At 69.7% G+C, this 16,243-nt stretch carries 18 protein-coding genes; 11 read left to right on the forward strand and 7 right to left on the reverse strand.

The window, feature by feature from the left end; genetic code table 11:
- Positions 1-13 precede the first annotated feature (13 nt).
- On the forward strand, positions 14-1,141 hold the full coding sequence (locus AB0E24_RS02545) for an ABC transporter ATP-binding protein (RefSeq protein WP_359374490.1): 1,128 nt from the start codon (positions 14-16) through the stop codon (positions 1,139-1,141).
- 78 nt (positions 1,142-1,219) lie between these two features.
- Here AB0E24_RS02545 and AB0E24_RS02550 read toward each other — a convergent pair whose 3' ends face one another.
- The 3 genes from AB0E24_RS02550 to AB0E24_RS02560 form a co-directional block, all read right to left on the reverse strand.
- Entirely contained in the window at positions 1,220-2,002 is a 783-nt protein-coding gene (locus AB0E24_RS02550; RefSeq protein ID WP_069864369.1) for a GNAT family N-acetyltransferase, read from the reverse strand.
- A 156-nt stretch (positions 2,003-2,158) separates the two neighbouring features.
- The gene (locus AB0E24_RS02555) at positions 2,159-2,356 is read right to left on the reverse strand and encodes a hypothetical protein (RefSeq protein ID WP_069864371.1); all 198 of its coding nucleotides are present in this window, start codon (positions 2,354-2,356) and stop codon (positions 2,159-2,161) included.
- Positions 2,357-2,455: 99 nt separating this feature from the next.
- Positions 2,456-3,580: an epoxide hydrolase family protein gene (locus AB0E24_RS02560; RefSeq protein WP_359374491.1), complete on the reverse strand. Its 1,125-nt coding sequence runs from the start codon at positions 3,578-3,580 to the stop codon at positions 2,456-2,458.
- Positions 3,581-4,162: 582 nt separating this feature from the next.
- On the opposite strand from AB0E24_RS02560, the gene AB0E24_RS02565 reads away from it, so the two are divergent.
- The 5 genes from AB0E24_RS02565 to AB0E24_RS02585 all read left to right on the forward strand — a co-directional run bounded on the left by AB0E24_RS02565 (position 4,163) and on the right by AB0E24_RS02585 (position 10,124).
- The gene (locus AB0E24_RS02565) at positions 4,163-5,764 is read left to right on the forward strand and encodes a peptide ABC transporter substrate-binding protein (protein ID WP_435865237.1); all 1,602 of its coding nucleotides are present in this window, start codon (positions 4,163-4,165) and stop codon (positions 5,762-5,764) included.
- A 3-nt stretch (positions 5,765-5,767) separates the two neighbouring features.
- On the forward strand, positions 5,768-6,691 hold the full coding sequence (locus AB0E24_RS02570) for an ABC transporter permease (protein WP_147967920.1): 924 nt from the start codon (positions 5,768-5,770) through the stop codon (positions 6,689-6,691).
- Entirely contained in the window at positions 6,684-7,718 is a 1,035-nt protein-coding gene (locus AB0E24_RS02575) for an ABC transporter permease (protein ID WP_359374493.1), read from the forward strand. Before AB0E24_RS02570 ends, AB0E24_RS02575 begins: the two co-directional genes overlap by 8 nt.
- Before the next feature lie 245 nt (positions 7,719-7,963).
- Complete coding sequence (locus AB0E24_RS02580) at positions 7,964-9,094, forward strand: ABC transporter ATP-binding protein (RefSeq protein WP_359374495.1); 1,131 nt, start codon at positions 7,964-7,966, stop codon at positions 9,092-9,094.
- The gene (locus tag AB0E24_RS02585; protein WP_359374497.1) at positions 9,087-10,124 is read left to right on the forward strand and encodes an ABC transporter ATP-binding protein; all 1,038 of its coding nucleotides are present in this window, start codon (positions 9,087-9,089) and stop codon (positions 10,122-10,124) included. Before AB0E24_RS02580 ends, AB0E24_RS02585 begins: the two co-directional genes overlap by 8 nt.
- Before the next feature lie 3 nt (positions 10,125-10,127).
- On the opposite strand, the gene AB0E24_RS02590 is transcribed toward AB0E24_RS02585, so the two are convergent.
- Entirely contained in the window at positions 10,128-10,646 is a 519-nt protein-coding gene (locus AB0E24_RS02590) for a hypothetical protein (protein WP_174884961.1), read from the reverse strand.
- A gap of 495 nt (positions 10,647-11,141) precedes the next feature.
- On the opposite strand from AB0E24_RS02590, the gene AB0E24_RS02595 reads away from it, so the two are divergent.
- Together AB0E24_RS02595 and AB0E24_RS02600 are read left to right on the forward strand one after the other, a co-directional pair.
- Positions 11,142-11,855: a M15 family metallopeptidase gene (locus AB0E24_RS02595; protein WP_102937357.1), complete on the forward strand. Its 714-nt coding sequence runs from the start codon at positions 11,142-11,144 to the stop codon at positions 11,853-11,855.
- A 39-nt stretch (positions 11,856-11,894) separates the two neighbouring features.
- Entirely contained in the window at positions 11,895-12,188 is a 294-nt protein-coding gene (locus tag AB0E24_RS02600) for a hypothetical protein (protein ID WP_141729878.1), read from the forward strand.
- A 15-nt stretch (positions 12,189-12,203) separates the two neighbouring features.
- Here the strand turns inward: AB0E24_RS02600 and AB0E24_RS02605 are convergent, their stop codons facing one another.
- Positions 12,204-12,494 (reverse strand): DUF397 domain-containing protein, encoded by a 291-nt coding sequence (locus AB0E24_RS02605; RefSeq protein ID WP_331717388.1) that lies wholly within the window; start codon positions 12,492-12,494, stop codon positions 12,204-12,206.
- Complete coding sequence (locus AB0E24_RS02610; RefSeq protein WP_079153000.1) at positions 12,415-13,299, reverse strand: helix-turn-helix domain-containing protein; 885 nt, start codon at positions 13,297-13,299, stop codon at positions 12,415-12,417. Before AB0E24_RS02610 ends, AB0E24_RS02605 begins: the two co-directional genes overlap by 80 nt.
- A 132-nt stretch (positions 13,300-13,431) precedes the next feature.
- On the opposite strand from AB0E24_RS02610, the gene AB0E24_RS02615 reads away from it, so the two are divergent.
- Positions 13,432-13,866, forward strand: a complete 435-nt coding sequence (locus tag AB0E24_RS02615) for an ATP-binding protein (RefSeq protein WP_359374499.1) — start codon at positions 13,432-13,434, stop codon at positions 13,864-13,866.
- An 82-nt stretch (positions 13,867-13,948) separates the two neighbouring features.
- Here the strand turns inward: AB0E24_RS02615 and AB0E24_RS02620 are convergent, their stop codons facing one another.
- Positions 13,949-15,109 carry an RNA-guided endonuclease InsQ/TnpB family protein gene (locus AB0E24_RS02620; RefSeq protein ID WP_359374501.1) on the reverse strand — a complete coding sequence of 387 codons (1,161 nt, stop codon included), beginning with the start codon at positions 15,107-15,109 and terminating at the stop codon, positions 13,949-13,951.
- A 23-nt stretch (positions 15,110-15,132) separates the two neighbouring features.
- On the opposite strand from AB0E24_RS02620, the gene tnpA reads away from it, so the two are divergent.
- The gene (gene tnpA / locus AB0E24_RS02625; RefSeq protein ID WP_359374503.1) at positions 15,133-15,561 is read left to right on the forward strand and encodes an IS200/IS605 family transposase; all 429 of its coding nucleotides are present in this window, start codon (positions 15,133-15,135) and stop codon (positions 15,559-15,561) included.
- 214 nt (positions 15,562-15,775) lie between these two features.
- Positions 15,776-16,135 (forward strand): hypothetical protein, encoded by a 360-nt coding sequence (locus tag AB0E24_RS02630; protein ID WP_069864391.1) that lies wholly within the window; start codon positions 15,776-15,778, stop codon positions 16,133-16,135.
- Positions 16,136-16,243 lie beyond the last annotated feature (108 nt).

Raw genomic sequence — 16,243 nt, forward strand, 5'->3', positions numbered from 1 at the left:
GGAGCGCTGACGCATGAGCATCGAGTCGGGCACACCCGAACCCCTCCTGGTCACCGAGAAGCTGACCAAACACTTCCCGATCATGGGCGGCTTTCCGTTCAAGCGGAAGGTCGGGGCCGTACAGGCGGTGGACGGGGTCGATCTGACCGTGCACGCCGGGGAGAGCTTCGGACTGGTCGGCGAGTCCGGCTGCGGCAAGTCCACCACGGGCCGGCTGCTGACCCGGCTGCTGGAGCCCACCGGCGGGACGATCACCTACCGGGGCCGGGACATCACCCACGCGGGCCGCAAAGAGCTCGCCCCGATCCGCTCCGAGATCCAGATGATCTTCCAGGATCCGTACTCCTCGCTGAACCCACGGCAGACCGTCGGGGCCATCATCTCCGGCCCCATGGAGATCAACGGCATCGATCCGCCGGGCGGCCGCGAGGCCCGGGTGCGCGAGCTGCTGGAGATCGTGGGCCTCAACCCCGAGCACTACAACCGCTTCCCGCACGAGTTCTCCGGCGGCCAGCGCCAGCGCATCGGCGTGGCCCGCGCGCTCGCCCTCGAACCCAAGCTGATCGTCGCCGACGAGCCGGTCTCGGCGCTGGACGTCTCCATCCAGGCGCAGGTCGTCAACCTGCTCCAGAAGCTCCAGCGGGAACTGGGCATCGCCTTCCTCTTCATCGCCCATGACCTCGCCGTCGTACGCCATTTCTCGCAGCGCGTGGCCGTGATGTACCTGGGCAAGGTCGTCGAGGTCGGCGACCGCGACGCCATCTACCGCCGCCCCCGCCACCCGTACACCCACGCCCTGCTGTCCGCCGTGCCGGACGCGGCGGTGGTGATGGCCGAGGACACCGAGAACGACCCGGACTCCCTCCGCCGCGAACGCATCCGGCTCGCCGGGGACGTCCCCTCCCCCATCAACCCGCCCTCCGGCTGCCGCTTCCGCACCCGCTGCTGGAAGGCCCAGGACAAGTGCGCGCGGGAGGAGCCGCCGCTGATCCGCCTGGACGGCAACGGCGAGGGCCACCTCGCCGCCTGCCACTTCCCCGAGGACCCGACCCTCGAGGCCCGCGAGGAGGACGTCGTGCTGGACCCGGCGCTGATCGCGGCGGAGTCGGGTACGGAGGCGCCTCCGCGCAAGGAGCCGTAGCGGACCGGGCCAGAACCCGGAACTCGGACCCCAGAACCCGGAGCCCAGAACCCGGACCCCAGAACCCAGACTCGGAACTCAGAACCGCGAGAAGGAATGCGCACGCCCGACGGCGGTGAACCCGCGGCGGCCGTACCAGCGCAGCGGCCAGTCGTCCTGGTCGGCGACGAGGAACCGCAGCGCGCACCCCGCGGCCGCCGCGCGGCGCAGCGCGGCGGTCAGGACGGCGTCGGCGTAGCCGCGGCGCAGATACGGCTCGGCGGTCGCCACCTCCTCGATCTGGGCGATCCCGGCGGCGGGCTCCAGATACAGATCGGCCCAGGAGGCGATCTCGCCGCTGTCGTCGTGGGCGGCGAGGAAGAGCACGTCCTCGGCCCCGGCCCGCCGGGCCGTGCGCCGCTCCACGAGGTCGTGCACGGTCCGCTCGTCCGCGTCCGGCATCCACCGCCGCTGCTGCGCCGTCAGAGCCCGCCGCAGCGGCCCGTACGGATCCGGCCCCAGGTCCCGCTCGACCACATCGGCCGCGGCGGCCTCCGGCACCGGCCCGGTGTGGACCATCAGCACCTCGGTGACATGGCTGTACCCGGCCCGTTCGAGCGCGGGCGCACAGAGCGGCCCCAGGGTCTCGTCATGGACCGTGATCCGGCGATGCGGCAGGAAGGCCATGGCCTCATCGGCGAGCGCGGGCAGCCCCTCGGGGTCGGCGGGCCCGACGATATGCAGCTGATTGTGCTCATGCGACCGCGCGTACTCCCGGTGCAGCACCAGGAATCCCCCCGGCACCTCCCGCACCTCACCGGCCTGCCGCCGGGCGAAGGAGAGCCGGAAGTCCCGGGCACGCTGAAGGTCGTTCTGCGGCATTTCGCGATCATAAGCGAACCCACACATCCGCCGTCGAGGCGGCCCCGCGGGCGTGGGTGGACGCGTTCATGGACACGGTCACGAGGCCGGTCGTGGACAACGGCCGCGGCACCGGCGATCACGTGGCGGGGCCGGGCCCGGTGTCGACCCCCCTCACTACCCTCCCCACATCATGTTGCTGAAGGCCACGAACAGTACGAGGCCCATCCCCACACCCTGCACGGTCTTGCCCCAGCCGGGCATGGACTCGCCCCTCTTGGACGCGGAGCGCTGCGCGGAGAAGGCGAACGCGAAGGCGATGAGGGCGAGGGGGCCGAACACGATGGACAGCCAGTCGACTTGCACAGGGGTCATGGCGGAACTTCCTTGCTTTCACCTCGGCTACGGGCGGGCCATCATGCGCCGTACCGTCCGGGACCCCTCCCGGCGCGGGCTCGCCGGTACCGGCCCCGGTCAGCGCAGGTCGCGGAAGAACGTCCGTACGTCGTCCACCAGCAGATCCGGGACCTCCATCGCCGCGAAGTGGCCGCCTGTCTCGAACTCCGACCAGTGGGTGATCGCATGCCAGGGTTCGGCGAGGCGGCGGATCGCGGTGTCGCCCCGGAAGACCGCGACGCCGGTGGGGACGCCGGAGCGCTCGGGGGGTGTGCCCCAGACCGAGGCGGCCTCCTTGTAGAGGCGGGCGGAGGTGCCCGCCGTATTGGTGAACCAGTACAGGGAGACGTTGGTCAGGACCGCGTCGCGGTCGAGGGCCCCGGGTTTGTCGCCGTGGGCGGCGAACCAGTCCACGTTCCAGGCCAGTTGGCCCACGGGCGAGTCGGCGAGGCCGTAGGAGAGGGTCTGCGGGCGGGTGCTCTGGATGGCGGCGTAGCCGGACAGCTCGCGGTGCCAGCGTTGGCTCCCGGCCAGCCGGGAGCGCTCCGCCGGGGTCAGGTCCGCCGGCCCGGCCGGGTCGGCCGAGCCGACGGTCACCAGCGCGTTGACGTGCACGCCGACGACCCGGGACGGTGCCACCCGGGCCACCTCGGGGGAGATCAGCGAGCCGAAGTCGCCGCCCTGTGTGCCATAGCGCTCGTACCCCAGGCGCCGCATCAGCTCCGTCCACGCGGTGGCGATACGGCGGATGCCCCAGCCGGGCTCGCGGGGCGGGGCGGAGAAGGCGAAGCCGGGGAGGGACGGGATGACGACGTGGAAGGCGTCGGCCGGGTCGCCGCCGTGGCCGCGCGGATCGGTCAGCGGGCCGATGACCTCGGTGAACTCCGCGACCGAACCGGGCCAACCATGAGTGATCAGCAGCGGCAGGGCAGCGGGCTCGGGCGAGCGGACATGGAGGAAGTGCGTCCGCTGCCCGTCGATCTCCGTCGTGAACTGGGGAAACGCGTTCAGCCGCGCCTCCCGCGCCCGCCAGTCGAACCCGGTGGCCCAGTACGCGGCCAGCTCGCGGACATGGTCGAGCGACGCCCCGTCGGACCAGCCGGCGCCCGGGAGCCGCTCCGGCCAGCGGGTGCGTTCCAGGCGTTGCCGCAGATCGTCGAGGTCGGGCTGGGGGACGTCGATACGGAAGGGATGGATCTCCATGGCGCGCACGGTAGAGGAGGTCGCGGACGGGGAGCGTCCGCGACCCGCGGCGACCGCGTGGCGCGCCGCGTGGCAGTCCTCGTAAAACGCCGCATGGCACTCCTCGTGGCAGTCCTCGTGGCGCGTCACGCGGGAAACGCCCTGCGTGCCCTTGTGCGGCGGGTGGCCCCGGAGGCTGGTGTGAATGGATTGAATACTCGGTAACGGGGGCTTGAATCAGGTCTGTTGATACGGGAGAGTGCTCCAGAAAGCGCTTGCCGAGCGAGGGACGTACCGCTCGGCTCGCGCTTCACCAACCTCCCTCGCCTCCGGCCCCGCCGCCACGGACAGCGGCCATCGACGTGCGCCGCCGTCCCGGCGGATGTCAGATGGGCCTTAGGCGGATCTTGGACCGGATCCTCGGGAGGCGCCGTGCGTCGCGAAGCCCCGTATTCCCGGCGTGCCCGGCGCACGCCCTCCCCCGTCGCCCTGCCCAGGACGGCCCCGGCCAGGACCGCCCTGGCCGAAACGGCCTTGACCAGGACGGTCTTGACCAAGGCGGCCTTGACCAAGGCGGTCTTGAGCAGGACGGCCCTGAGAGCCGTGACAGCCGCGACAGCCCTCGTGGCCGCGACGGCCTTGACGGCCTGCGGCGGCGGGGACGGCGGTGCCGACGCCGGTGTCATCCGCTCCTCCTGGGGCGACCCGCCCAACCCGCTGGAGCCGGCCAACACCAACGACGTCCAGGGCGGCAAGGTCCTCGACATGATCTTCCGCGGGCTCAAGCGCTACGACCCGAAGACGGGCGAGGCCAAGAACGCGCTTGCGGAGCGGATCGAAAGCCCCGATCAGCGGAACTACACCGTCACCCTCAAGAAGGGCTGGCGGTTCGCCAACGGGGAGAAGGTCACCGCGGCATCCTTCGTGAACGCCTGGAACTACGGCGCCCGGATCGACCACCAGCAGCGCAACGCCTACTTCTTCGAGTACATCGAGGGCTACGACAAGGTCCACCCCGCCACCGGCGGCGCCCCCACCGCCAAAACCCTCTCCGGGCTGCGGGTCAGGAACGAGCGGACCTTCACCGTCCGGCTCACCCAGAAGTTCTCCACCTGGCCCAAGACCCTCGGCTACAACGCCTATGTGCCGCTGCCCCGGGCGTTCTTCGAGGACCACGCCGGCTGGCTGCGCAAGCCCATCGGCAACGGCCCGTACCAGGTGCGGTCGTACGCCAGGGGCTCGGTGATGAAGCTGCGCGCCTGGGGCGGCTACCCGGGCCCGGACAAGGCCCGTAACAAGGGCGTCGATCTGCGCGTCTACACCGACAGCAACACCGCCTACACCGATCTCCAGGCGGGCAATCTCGATCTGGTCGACGATGTCCCGGCGCAGCAGCTGAAGTTCGTCCGCTCCGACCTCGGCGACCGCTACATCAACCAGCCCGCCGGGATCATCCAGACCCTCACCTTCCCGATGTACGACCGCGCCTGGAGCGGCCCGGCCAAGGCCGGACTCCGCCGGGGCATCTCGATGGCGATCAACCGTGCGCAGATCACCGAGCGGATCTTCCACGGCACCCGCACCCCCGCGACCGACTGGACCTCCCCGGTCCTGCGCCACCAGGGCGGCTATCAGCAGGGGCTGTGCGGGGACGCCTGCCGCTACGACCCGGTCCGGGCCCGCAAGCTGATCAAGGCGGGCGGCGGGCTGCCCGGCGGCCGGATGACGATCACGTACAACGCGGACACCGGCTCCCACAAGGAGTGGGTGGACGCGGTCTGCAACAGCGTCAACACCGTGCTGCGCAACGACCGGGCCTGTGTCGGCAAACCGGTCGGTACCTTCGCCGACTACCGCAACAAGGTGGCGGGCAAGAAGATGACCGGGCCGTTCCGGGCCGGCTGGCAGATGGACTATCCGCTGATCCAGAACTTCCTCCAGCCGATGTACTACACCGGCGCCTCCTCCAACGACGGCCACTTCAGCGACACCGGCTTCGACCGGCTGGTGAACCAGGCCAACGCCGCCTCCGCCGACGGCCGGGCCATCGCCGGTTTCCGGGACGCGGAGAAGATCCTCGCCCAGCAGATGCCCGCCATTCCGCTGTGGTACCAGAACGGCAGCGCGGGCTATTCACAGCGGCTCAGCGAGGTGGCGCTCAATCAGTTCAGCGTGCCGGTCTACGCACGGATCAGGGTCGGCTGAGCCATGGGCCGCTACGCGCTGCGACGCCTCGCGCAGATGATTCCAGTGTTCATCGGCTCCACCTTCCTGATCTTCTTCATGGTGTACGCGCTCGGCGACCCGGTCGCCGCGCTCTTCGGCGACAAGGCCCCCGACCCCGCCACCGCCGCCCGCATCCGCAAGGAGCTCTACCTGGATGAGCCGCTGTGGCGGCAGTACCTGCACTACATGGGACAGATCTTCGGCGGGCACTTCGGTACGGCCTTCAACGGGCAGCCGGTGACCGAGCTCATGGCGAGCGCGTTCCCCGTGACCCTCCGGCTGACCGTGGTCGCGGTCGTCTTCGAGATGGCGCTGGGCATCACCCTGGGCGTCCTCAGCGGGCTGCGCCGCGGCCGGGGGCTGGACACCTCGGTGCTGCTGCTCACCCTGGTCGTGGTCTCCGTCCCGACGTTCGTCAGCGGCACGGTGCTCCAGTATCTGTTCGGGGTGAGCTGGGGCTGGGCCAGACCTTCGGTCTCCCCGGAGGCGCCGCTGAACGAACTGCTGCTGCCCGGGGTGGTGCTGGGGCTGGTGTCGCTCGCGTTCACCACCCGCCTCACCCGTACCTCCATCGTGGAGAACGCCCGCGCCGACTACGTCCGCACCGCAGTCGCCAAGGGGCTGCCACGGCACCGGATCGTCACTCGCCATCTGCTGCGCAACTCGCTGATCCCGGTGGTGACGTTCATCGGCACGGACATCGGGGCGCTCATGGGCGGGGCGATCGTCACCGAGCGGATCTTCAACATCCATGGCGTGGGCTACCAGCTCTACCAGGGCATCCTGCGCCAGAACTCGCCGACCGTCGTCGGCTTCGTGACCATCTTGGTGATCGTCTTCCTGCTCGCCAATCTGCTCGTCGACCTCCTCTACGCCGTGCTCGACCCGAGGATCCGGTATGCCTGAGCCCTTTGACACGCGCTACGACATGACCGAGGCGATCGCACCGGCCGGCGGAGGTGGTGGCGGCGGCGGTGCGGTGGACCCCGCCGCCTCCGGCCCGCGGGGCCTGAAGGACAGGCCGCGGCGCCTCACCCTCCCCTGGCGCAAGGAGCCCGGCCACCGCCTCGGCGGACCGGCCGCGCCCACCGGGCGGGGGCTGTGGTCGGACGCCTGGCACGATCTGCGCCGCAACCCCGTCTTCATCGTCTCCGCGCTGATCATCCTCTTCCTCGTCGTCATCGCGATCTGGCCGCAGCTGATCGCGAGCGGCAACCCGTACCACGGCGACCTCGCCAGGGCGCAGGACGGCCCGGCCCCCGGCCACCCCTTCGGCTACGACCTCCAGGGCCGCGATGTCTACACCCGTACGGTCTACGGCGCCCGCGCCTCCATCACCGTCGGCATCTGCGCCACCCTCGGCGCGGCGCTGCTCGGCAGTGCGCTGGGCGGGCTCGCCGGGTACTTCGGCGGCTGGTGGGACGCGCTGCTCTCGCGGATCGCCGATGTCTTCTTCGGCATCCCGATCCTGCTGGGCGGGCTGGTCTTCCTGTCGGTGGTCACCAGCGGTTCGGTCTGGCCGGTGGTGGGCTTCATCGTGCTGCTTGGCTGGCCGCAGATCTCCCGGATCGCCCGCGGCTCGGTGGTGACCGTCAAGGAGCACGACTATGTGCAGGCGGCGCGGGCGCTCGGCGCGAGCAGCGGCCGGACGCTGCTGCGCCATATCGCGCCCAACGCGGTGGCCCCCGTGATCGTCGTCGCCACCATCGCGCTGGGCACCTACATCTCGCTGGAGGCCACGCTGTCGTTCCTGGGCGTGGGGCTCAAACCGCCCACCGTCTCCTGGGGGATCGACATCTCGTCCGCCGCCACCCAGATCCGCAACGCCCCGCACATGCTGCTGTGGCCCGCGGGGGCGCTGTCCATCACGGTGCTCGCGTTCATCATGCTCGGGGACGCGGTGCGGGACGCGCTCGACCCCAAGCTGCGATGACCCGGCCCGAAGTTGGGGTGACTCGGCCCGGAGCTGGGATGACTCGGCCCGGAGCTGGGCTGACTCGGCCCCTTGCCACGATGGCTTGCCGCCGAGCCGCGAGGACTCGGTCCCAAGCCGCGATGGCTGGACCCCCGGCTGCGAGGACTCGACCCCAAGTTGCGCTAGCTCGACCCCAAGCCGCGATGGCTCGACCCCAAGCCGCGATGGCTCGACCCCAAGCCGCTATGAGGAGCTGACCTGCCGTGACGCGCCTGCTGGAGGTACGCGACCTGCACGTGCAATTCCGCACCCGGGACGGGATCGCCGAGGCCGTCGGCGGGGTGAGCTACGGCGTGGACGCGGGCCGCACCCTCGCCGTACTGGGCGAGTCGGGGTCCGGCAAGTCGGTGACCGCGCAGGCGGTCATGGGCATCCTCGACTCCCCGCCCGGCCGGATCACCGGCGGTGAGGTGCTGTTCCGGGGGCGGGACCTGCTGACGATGCGTGCGGAGCAGCGCCGCCGGATCCGGGGCGCCGCGATGGCGATGATCTTCCAGGACGCGCTCTCCGCCCTCAACCCGGTGCTCACCGTGGGCGCTCAGCTCGCCGAGATGTACGAGGTGCACCGGGGGATGTCGCGCGGGGACGCCCGGCGGCGGGCGGTCGAGCTGATGGACCGGGTCCGCATCCCGGCGGCGGGGCAGCGGGCCGGGGACTATCCGCACCAGTTCTCCGGCGGGATGCGCCAGCGCATCATGATCGCCATGGCGATCGCGCTGGAGCCGGACCTGATCATCGCCGACGAGCCGACCACCGCGCTGGACGTCACGGTCCAGGCGCAGGTCATGGACCTGCTCGCGGAGTTGCGCAGGGAGTACGCGATGGGGCTCGTCCTGATCACCCATGACCTGGGCGTGGTCGCGGACGTGGCCGACACCATCGCCGTGATGTACGCGGGCCGGATCGTGGAGACCGCGCCGGTGCGCGACCTCTACCGCCGCCCCGCCCACCCCTACACCCGCGGACTGCTGGACTCCGTGCCGCGCGTGGACCACGGGGGCGGGCAGGCCCGCCGGGGTCACGGGGATCACGGGGATCACGGGCGTCACGGGGGTCATGAGAGTCACGGGAGCCACGGAGGTCACCGTGGCGGGAAGCTCTACGCGATCAAGGGCGCGCCGCCCAGCCCGCTCGCCCTGCCCCCCGGCTGCCCCTTCCACCCCCGCTGCCCGCGCGCCCAGGGGGTCTGCCGCGTGGAACGGCCGCCACTGTACGAGGTGACGACGGCGGGTGCGACCCCTGCGTCCGGCACATCCCCGGCGGCGGGCGGGCGGACCAGCGCCTGTCACTTCTGGAAGGACGAACTCGATGCCCTCGACGCCGTCAATGCCTGAGGCCGGGACCACTGAGCCGGTCCTCGAGGTCCGCGATCTCGCCAAGCACTATCCGCTGACGCGGGGGGTGCTGGTGAAGCGCCGGACCGGCGCGGTCCGGGCGGTCGACACGGTCTCCTTCGCCCTGCGGCGCGGGGAGACGCTCGGCATCGTCGGCGAGTCCGGCTGCGGCAAGTCCACGGTCGCCAGACTGCTGGTCAGCCTGGAGCGGCCGACCGCCGGGACGATCCACTACCGGGGCGAGGACATCACCCGGCTGTCGGGCCGGGCACTGCGTGCGGTCCGCCGCAACATCCAGATGGTGTTCCAGGACCCGTACACCTCGCTCAACCCCCGTATGACCGTGGGCGACATCGTCGCCGAACCCTTCGAGATCCACCCGGAGGCGACCCCGAAAGGCAACCGGCGACGGGCGGTCCAGGACCTCCTGGACGTCGTGGGCCTCAACCCCGAGCACATCAACCGCTACCCCCACCAGTTCTCCGGCGGCCAGCGCCAGCGCATCGGCATCGCCCGCGGCCTGGCGCTGCGGCCGGAGGTCATCGTCGCGGACGAACCGGTCTCGGCGCTGGACGTCTCGGTCCAGGCACAGGTGGTCAACCTGATGGAGAGCCTCCAGGACGAGTTCAACCTGTCCTACATCTTCATCGCCCACGACCTGTCGGTGGTGCGGCATATCTCCGACCGGGTGGCCGTGATGTACCTGGGCCGTATCGCCGAAACGGGCACCGGCCCCGAGATCTACGACCACCCGACGCACCCCTACACCCAGGCCCTGCTGTCGGCCGTCCCGGTCCCGGACCCGGAGCCGGAGTCGCGTGAGCCCCGCACACGCATCCTGCTCACCGGCGACGTCCCCTCCCCGGCCAACCCGCCCTCCGGCTGCCGCTTCCGCACCCGCTGCTGGAAGGCCCAGGACCGCTGCGCGGTGGAGGTGCCGACGCTGACGGCCCCGCCGGGGCTGTCGGGCCCGGCTGCTCATGCGTCGGCATGCCACTTCGCGGAGGAGCGCGCCGAGGTCAGGGCATGATGTTCAGGGCAAGATGTCGAATATGCTCGCGCCGGACCCGCGTCCCACCGCGCCGCCCTGCCCTGGTCGCTCCCGGTGCACCGGGTGGACACGCAGCTGAACTTGGGGCGCGAACGCCTGGACTGCGGCGGTGAGCCGGGCCTGATCGACCTTCCAAAGGACGATGCGCCGGCTGTTCCTGACGACCTCGTACTCGAGGTGCGGTGCGAAACCCGCGGCGAACTGCTGGGTGAGCTTCCGGTTGGGGCCAGGAGGGGCGGGAACGCCCGGCCGCAGCTTCAGACTTATGTACGGTACCGGCTTCTCCGTGCGGGTTTGCGTGGCCCACACCACGACGGCTTCGATGTCCCGCCACGGCACGACGGCCAGGAACCGGTGGTATCGCACTGCGGCGCCGCCCAGGGTGATACCGGACTCATCGGCTCGGAAGGCCACCAGTCGCTTCCACCCAGCGCTCGTCAAGAGCTGGAAAGGGGTGCGGGTGTAGTACTCCTGATAGACCAGTGAGTGAGGGGCAGTCATGCCACGACCCTACGAGGCAGAGCGCGGCGCCGTCTCGCGCCTTCGGCGCATTTGAGCATGGGTCGGGGGGTGGGGGGCTGGGCGCCGCCGCCGGCACCGGGCTCTGGGGGTGAGCGTTGGTGGCGGCGCCGGTGCTCGGAGGCCGAGGCCGTCGCCGGACCACCGGACCGGCTCCGGATTGCCGGGGGGGGTGGGGTGCCCCCTCGAAAACGTTTGACAAATTAGTTGCGCCAGATCAAGCATTTTCGGAAGGGCGGTCCAGTGTCCCCGCCTTCGCGGCCCGCAGGAACGCGCCGAGCGCGGCGGGGGTCGTGTATGGGGAGCGACCATTCAGCCCTGCTGCACAGTCACCGTGCTTGCTCGGCCGCCGAGCCGGTCGAGCACGTGCGGCGGACTGCGCGTTTCGGGCGCCCGCCGGGCTCGGTTCACCCGAGTGAGAAGACGGGCAGGTTGTGGGGCGACGGACCGGCCCGCCCGAGACCCGAGGAGCGGCTCTTGACCACCTCGCCCTTCCCCACAGATCCGCGGATCGTCCTGATCAGCGACCCACGTGTGGGAGCGGTGCCGGTACGCGAATGCGGCGAACCGCTGGTCGACTGCCGCGGGCGGCTGCGCGTGGACGCTCGGCGAGCCGATCCGGCGGGACACTTCGCGTACCTCCGGGCCGGGGTCGCCGAACGGCTGGAGCGGGCCGAGAAGTCACTGCCGAACAGCTGGCGGTGGCTGCTCATCGAGGGATACCGACCCCCGGCGCTCCAGCAGCAGATCTTCGACGGCTACGCGACCACGCTACGGAAGCTGGATCCGGGCGCCGACGAGGAGCGGATCCGGACGGCGGCCAGCCGCTGGTGCGCCCCGGCGGAGACGGCCGGACACGTCGCCGGGGCGGCGATCGACCTCACCGTATGCACACGCGACGGTGCGGAGATCGACATGGGCAGTCCGGAGGCCGCCACTCCGGAGGAGAGCGGCGGGGCCTGCTACACCCACGCCCCCGGCCTGTCCGAACGGGCCCGTGAGAACAGGGCGATCATGATCGAGGCGCTGTCCTCGGCCGGCATGGTCAACTACCCCACCGAGTGGTGGCACTGGTCTTACGGCGACCGCTACTGGGCCTGGTCGACGGCCGCACCCGCCGCCGCCTACGGCCCCGTCCCAGAGCCCCACACTGATCCACATGCATGCTCACCAGAAGCGGGCGAACAATGAAATGAGGCAGTTGAGAGACGATCCGAGAAGGTGACCGTGATGCGGAGTCCGATCGTACGCGCCTTGGCAACCAGTGCGGCGGCGGCTGTGCTGGCCGGTGGCGCAGCAGTGGCCGCCCCGGGTACCGCTTTCGCGACGCCCACCGTGTCGGCGACGCACACCAAGGCGAACGTCCACCGGGATGGGGCCGCGCCCTCGCCCACGCCGTCGCCCACCATGAAGGGCAAGCATTGTAAGGACATCAAGGCCCACACCAAGACAGTCACGCACCACGGTAAGACCTACAAGGTCTGGGTCTCGGGCCACCGGGTCTGCTACATGCCGGCGAAGTGATCGTCACGGCGGCGATCAGCCGCCGAGCCGGTCGAACTCCCCCGCCCTCGCGGCCCGCAGGAACGCGCTGAGCGCGGCGGGGGCCGGGGATATGACGACCTCCGGGTCGTCGCTCTCGCGGAGGTGGGGGGTTCCCGTGGGGTCTGCGGCGAGTTCCACGCACGTATCGGAATGCCCTTCGCTGAAGCTCGACTTGCGCCACCTGAGGTGAGTCATCAGCGCCCTCCTAGAGCAGGGGATATAGGAGTCGCTGGATGAGGCCCAGCGAGTCCTTGGCGTCATGCGCCTCCGGCGAAACCGTTGCATCCACGGGAGGCAACGCCACCTCGCACACCTTAGCGAAGGCGTCGCCGTACCGAACAAGATCGCTGTGATCCCCCAGGTAGAGCGACTTCTCCACATGTCCCACGACCACGGTGCTCAGTTCCCACACCTCGGGCTGGACCAGCGTGAAGGAGGTGCCGAACGGCACCGGCCCATCGAAGGGCATGATCTGAAGGGTCACGTTCGGCAGACGCGACACCTCGATCAGTCGCAGCAACTGACCCCGCATAAGACGAGGGCTGCCCAACGTCGCACGAAGGGCCGCTTCGTGGACGACCACGCGGAGTCGAGGAGCGCTCTCGCCGAGCAGTACCTGCTGGCGCTTCAGCCGGAATTCGATGGCCAGGTCATCCTCTCGCCGGGATGTGCGGACGTATCCGGCGCGGTGGATTGCCGCCGCGTACTCGGGAGTCTGCAACAGCCCAGGTACGAACATGGGCTCGTAGCAGTGGAGAGCTCGGGCACCAGCCTCCAACTCGGCGACGTCAAGCAGTGACGGCCGCACACGGTCCCGGTACTCCGTCCACCACCCCTTGCCCGACACCTGCCCGATCGCGGCCAGCGCGTCAACGTACGTTGAGTCTTCACTACCGCCAGCCCCCGCGAGAGCGCGCACCCGTTCCGGCGACAGACCTGTCCGGCCAGACTCGACGTTACTGATGTGCGACTGCCGCATCCCCATAACCGCCGCACCCTCCCCCACCGTCAGCCCTGCTCGCTCGCGCAACTTGCGGACTTCCGCGCCGAACCGACGCTGACGATACGTGGGGTTTGCCCTGAGCCCCATGCGCCCCTCCTCGATATCGCTCAGCAGTATGCCGCAGGATCCACCGGACCAACGAGGTTGTGGATTCACAACCTCGTTGGCTACCTTACGTATGGCGCCAGTCACAATAGGCACTCAACCGGAGGCTGCCCCATGCGCATGCCCGAAGAGCCCTGGTCCTACGGCCTGTTCATCCCCCACGACCCGCGCGCCGTGGGCGTCGTACGGGCCACCATCCGTCACATCCTGAGGGTGGCGCGGCTCGACTGCATCGTGGACACGGCCGAGTTGCTCGTGCCGGAGCTGGTCACCAACGCGTACCGGAACACCACCACCGACGCGTACGTCAGCATGGACTGGGAGCCGTCGCCGTCCGACTTCCGGGTCACCGTGTGGGACTCCGGTGACGGGCTGCCGCAGCCGGTGACGGCGCGGACCGACGACGAGAACGGCCGGGGTCTGTCGCTCGTCGAGTCGTACTCCGACACCTGGGGCGTGCACGACTACACCGACAAGGACGCGGGAGTAACCGGCAAGGCCGTATGGTTCACGGTCAACTACTCGGCCGTAAACGACCGAGCTTGTTGACTCGGTTCGCTGCGGCTCTGCTTATGCTCCCGACTGTCCCCTACGGCAGGACGGTCACGGGTCACATTTACCGGTCCCCGCGCTATGCGGGGGCCGGGTCGGGCATGTTGACGAATACCCACGCCGTGGCCCCTCGCTGTGCGATGTTGGCCCCGGCGACGTGGTCGGCCGGCCCAGCGAGGCCGCACCGACGACAGTGGAAGTGGTCTCGCGTGGGCCGGTTGGCTCTCTCGGTGTGGCCGCAGCGCGGGCAGCGCTGCGAGGTGTAGGCCGGGTCCACCTCGATAAACGGTACTCCGGCGCGTTTGGCCTTGTAGGCGATGAACGAGCCGAGCTGGTGGAAAGGCCAGGAGGACTGGCGTGCTCGCTGGTCGCGGGGAACCGTGACCCGCTCGCGGATGCCCGTCAGCTGTTCCAGGGCGAGGCCGCGTGCGGTGCGTTGGGCGACAGCAACGACAGTCTTGGCGATCTTGTGGTTGGTGTGGGTCGCGTGGCGGGCCTCGCGGCGGGCACGCTTCTTGAGGAGCTGCTTGGCGCTGCGGGTCTGCCTGGCTTGGAGTTCGACCTTTTTGCGGGCCTGCCAGCGGCGGTACCGTCCCAGACGGCGTCCGGAATGGTTGTCTCCGTCGGAGGTGGTGGCGAGGTTGGTGATGCCCCGGTCCACGCCGATGAAGCCCTTCGGCTCGAACCGGGGCGCTTCGGGGATCTCGCAGGTGGCGATCAGGAACCATTTGCCGTCGCGGAATACCAGGTCGGATTCGCCCTGGCGGTGTTCGGCAAGCTGCTTGAGAGCGCCGGGTGAGCAGGCGAAGGGCACGTTCTTGATGCGGCCGTCCAGGGTCCAGATGCTCACGGTCCGGGTGTCGAAGTTCCAGCTCAGGCATCGGTCGTCGAAGGTGTGCGCGGCGTGCGGGCGGAAGACGACCGGCTTGCACTCCGCCTTGCGCCGGCGCTTGGAGTGCTCGGGACCGAGGTTCCCGGCCTTGATGTTGGCCCGCAGCGTCGTATAGGCGTCGGCCACGCGCTTGATGATGTGCTGCGCGGCCTGTGCCCCGAACCCACGGGCCTTCAGCTCGCCGTAGCACCGTTTCCGCAGCTCGCGCACGCTGCCCTTGAGCCCGAAGTGCTCGAAGGACAGGGCAGAGACCCAGTTCGCGGCCTCGTTGATCGCGGGCAGGGTGCGCTCAAATGCCGGAGCCTGCACGGCATCCGGCACCAGCTTCACCTGTGTCACGATCTTCACGGGCCCGATCGTAGCATTGGCCTATGTCACCGCGCTGGGAGTCAAACTCCGATGTACGCAGGGGAAGAAGTGTCATACATGCCCTCCATGCTCATTTGGTCTTCACACCGAAGTACCGGCGGAAAGTCTTCGACGGCGCCATCCTCACCAGGTGCGAGGAGGTCATGCGGAAGGTCTGCACCGACTTCGGCGCAGAGCTGCGGGAGTTCAACGGTGAGACCAACCACGTACACCTGCTCGTGCACTATCCGCCCACGGTCACACTGTCCAAACTCGTCGGCAGCCTCAAGGGCGTCTCCGCCCGCCGCCTACGCCAGGACTTCCCCGACCACATCAACCAGTACCTGTGGGGCGAACACTTCTGGTCCCCGTCCTACTTCGCCGGCTCCTGCGGCGGCGCACCACAGGCCATGGTCAAGGAATACATCGAGAACCAGAAACGCCCGGACTGAGCGCGGCTTCATCGTGAGAGCTTTATCAAGCGATGCGGCGGCGCTCCGCGCTGCCCGGCTCAGGATGCAATTCCCCCCGCGTCTAAAGACCCGGGATTCCTTGCAAGATCAGACTGAACCCGCCGCCACCCGCGACGGGGCAAATTGGATGAACATCGGCCCCCAGCGATCACCCTGCGTGGACGACCTACGGCACATCGGAGGAGACAGCGCCGTGAGCACACAGCCTATAGAGGACTCCCACGACGAGCCGCTGTTCCCCATGCCGCCGCTGACCGAACAGGCCCTGCGGGTCGCCGTGCGCTCCCTGGGCCTGAGCGCGGCTGTCCGGTTCGAAGAGGAGTTCCACAGCGCCTGGCAGGAGGCGGTGCAGACCGACAGCACCGTCCCCATGCACACCTTCCTCCAGCGCTGGGGAATATTCGTGGCTCTGCGGCGCTATCCCGAGCGGGCCCGACGGCTCCACGAGTTGGAGACCGCTGTCGCAGAGGCGTCCAGCGTCGAGGACGCCCGGTGTGCCGCTGCCGAGATCGGAGTGCTGTTGGACGCCGCGCGTCGCGAGGTCGCGGCGTGAGCGATTCCGTGCGGCATTGGCCCGAGTCGGACGGGGCCTGAACGACCGCGAGGGCCCGCTCGGACCGTGCTGATCACGGTCCGAGCGGGCCCTCGTGGCATTACGCAC

The organism is Streptomyces malaysiensis subsp. malaysiensis (genome assembly GCF_040653035.1).
Lineage (GTDB): Bacteria > Actinomycetota > Actinomycetes > Streptomycetales > Streptomycetaceae > Streptomyces > Streptomyces malaysiensis.

Coding starts and splice junctions, on each gene's coding strand:
- AB0E24_RS02585 (WP_359374497.1), top strand. CDS start 9,087: ATGCCTGAGGCCGGGACCACTGAGCCGGTCCTCGAGGTCCGCGATCTC.
- AB0E24_RS02605 (WP_331717388.1), bottom strand. CDS start 12,494: ATGCAACGGTTTCGCCGGAGGCGCATGACGCCAAGGACTCGCTGGGCC.
- AB0E24_RS02550 (WP_069864369.1), bottom strand. CDS start 2,002: ATGCCGCAGAACGACCTTCAGCGTGCCCGGGACTTCCGGCTCTCCTTC.
- AB0E24_RS02560 (WP_359374491.1), bottom strand. CDS start 3,580: ATGGAGATCCATCCCTTCCGTATCGACGTCCCCCAGCCCGACCTCGAC.
- tnpA (WP_359374503.1), top strand. CDS start 15,133: ATGTCACCGCGCTGGGAGTCAAACTCCGATGTACGCAGGGGAAGAAGT.
- AB0E24_RS02590 (WP_174884961.1), bottom strand. CDS start 10,646: ATGACTGCCCCTCACTCACTGGTCTATCAGGAGTACTACACCCGCACC.
- AB0E24_RS02570 (WP_147967920.1), top strand. CDS start 5,768: ATGGGCCGCTACGCGCTGCGACGCCTCGCGCAGATGATTCCAGTGTTC.
- AB0E24_RS02600 (WP_141729878.1), top strand. CDS start 11,895: ATGCGGAGTCCGATCGTACGCGCCTTGGCAACCAGTGCGGCGGCGGCT.
- AB0E24_RS02555 (WP_069864371.1), bottom strand. CDS start 2,356: ATGACCCCTGTGCAAGTCGACTGGCTGTCCATCGTGTTCGGCCCCCTC.
- AB0E24_RS02575 (WP_359374493.1), top strand. CDS start 6,684: ATGCCTGAGCCCTTTGACACGCGCTACGACATGACCGAGGCGATCGCA.
- AB0E24_RS02610 (WP_079153000.1), bottom strand. CDS start 13,299: ATGGGGCTCAGGGCAAACCCCACGTATCGTCAGCGTCGGTTCGGCGCG.
- AB0E24_RS02615 (WP_359374499.1), top strand. CDS start 13,432: ATGCGCATGCCCGAAGAGCCCTGGTCCTACGGCCTGTTCATCCCCCAC.
- AB0E24_RS02545 (WP_359374490.1), top strand. CDS start 14: ATGAGCATCGAGTCGGGCACACCCGAACCCCTCCTGGTCACCGAGAAG.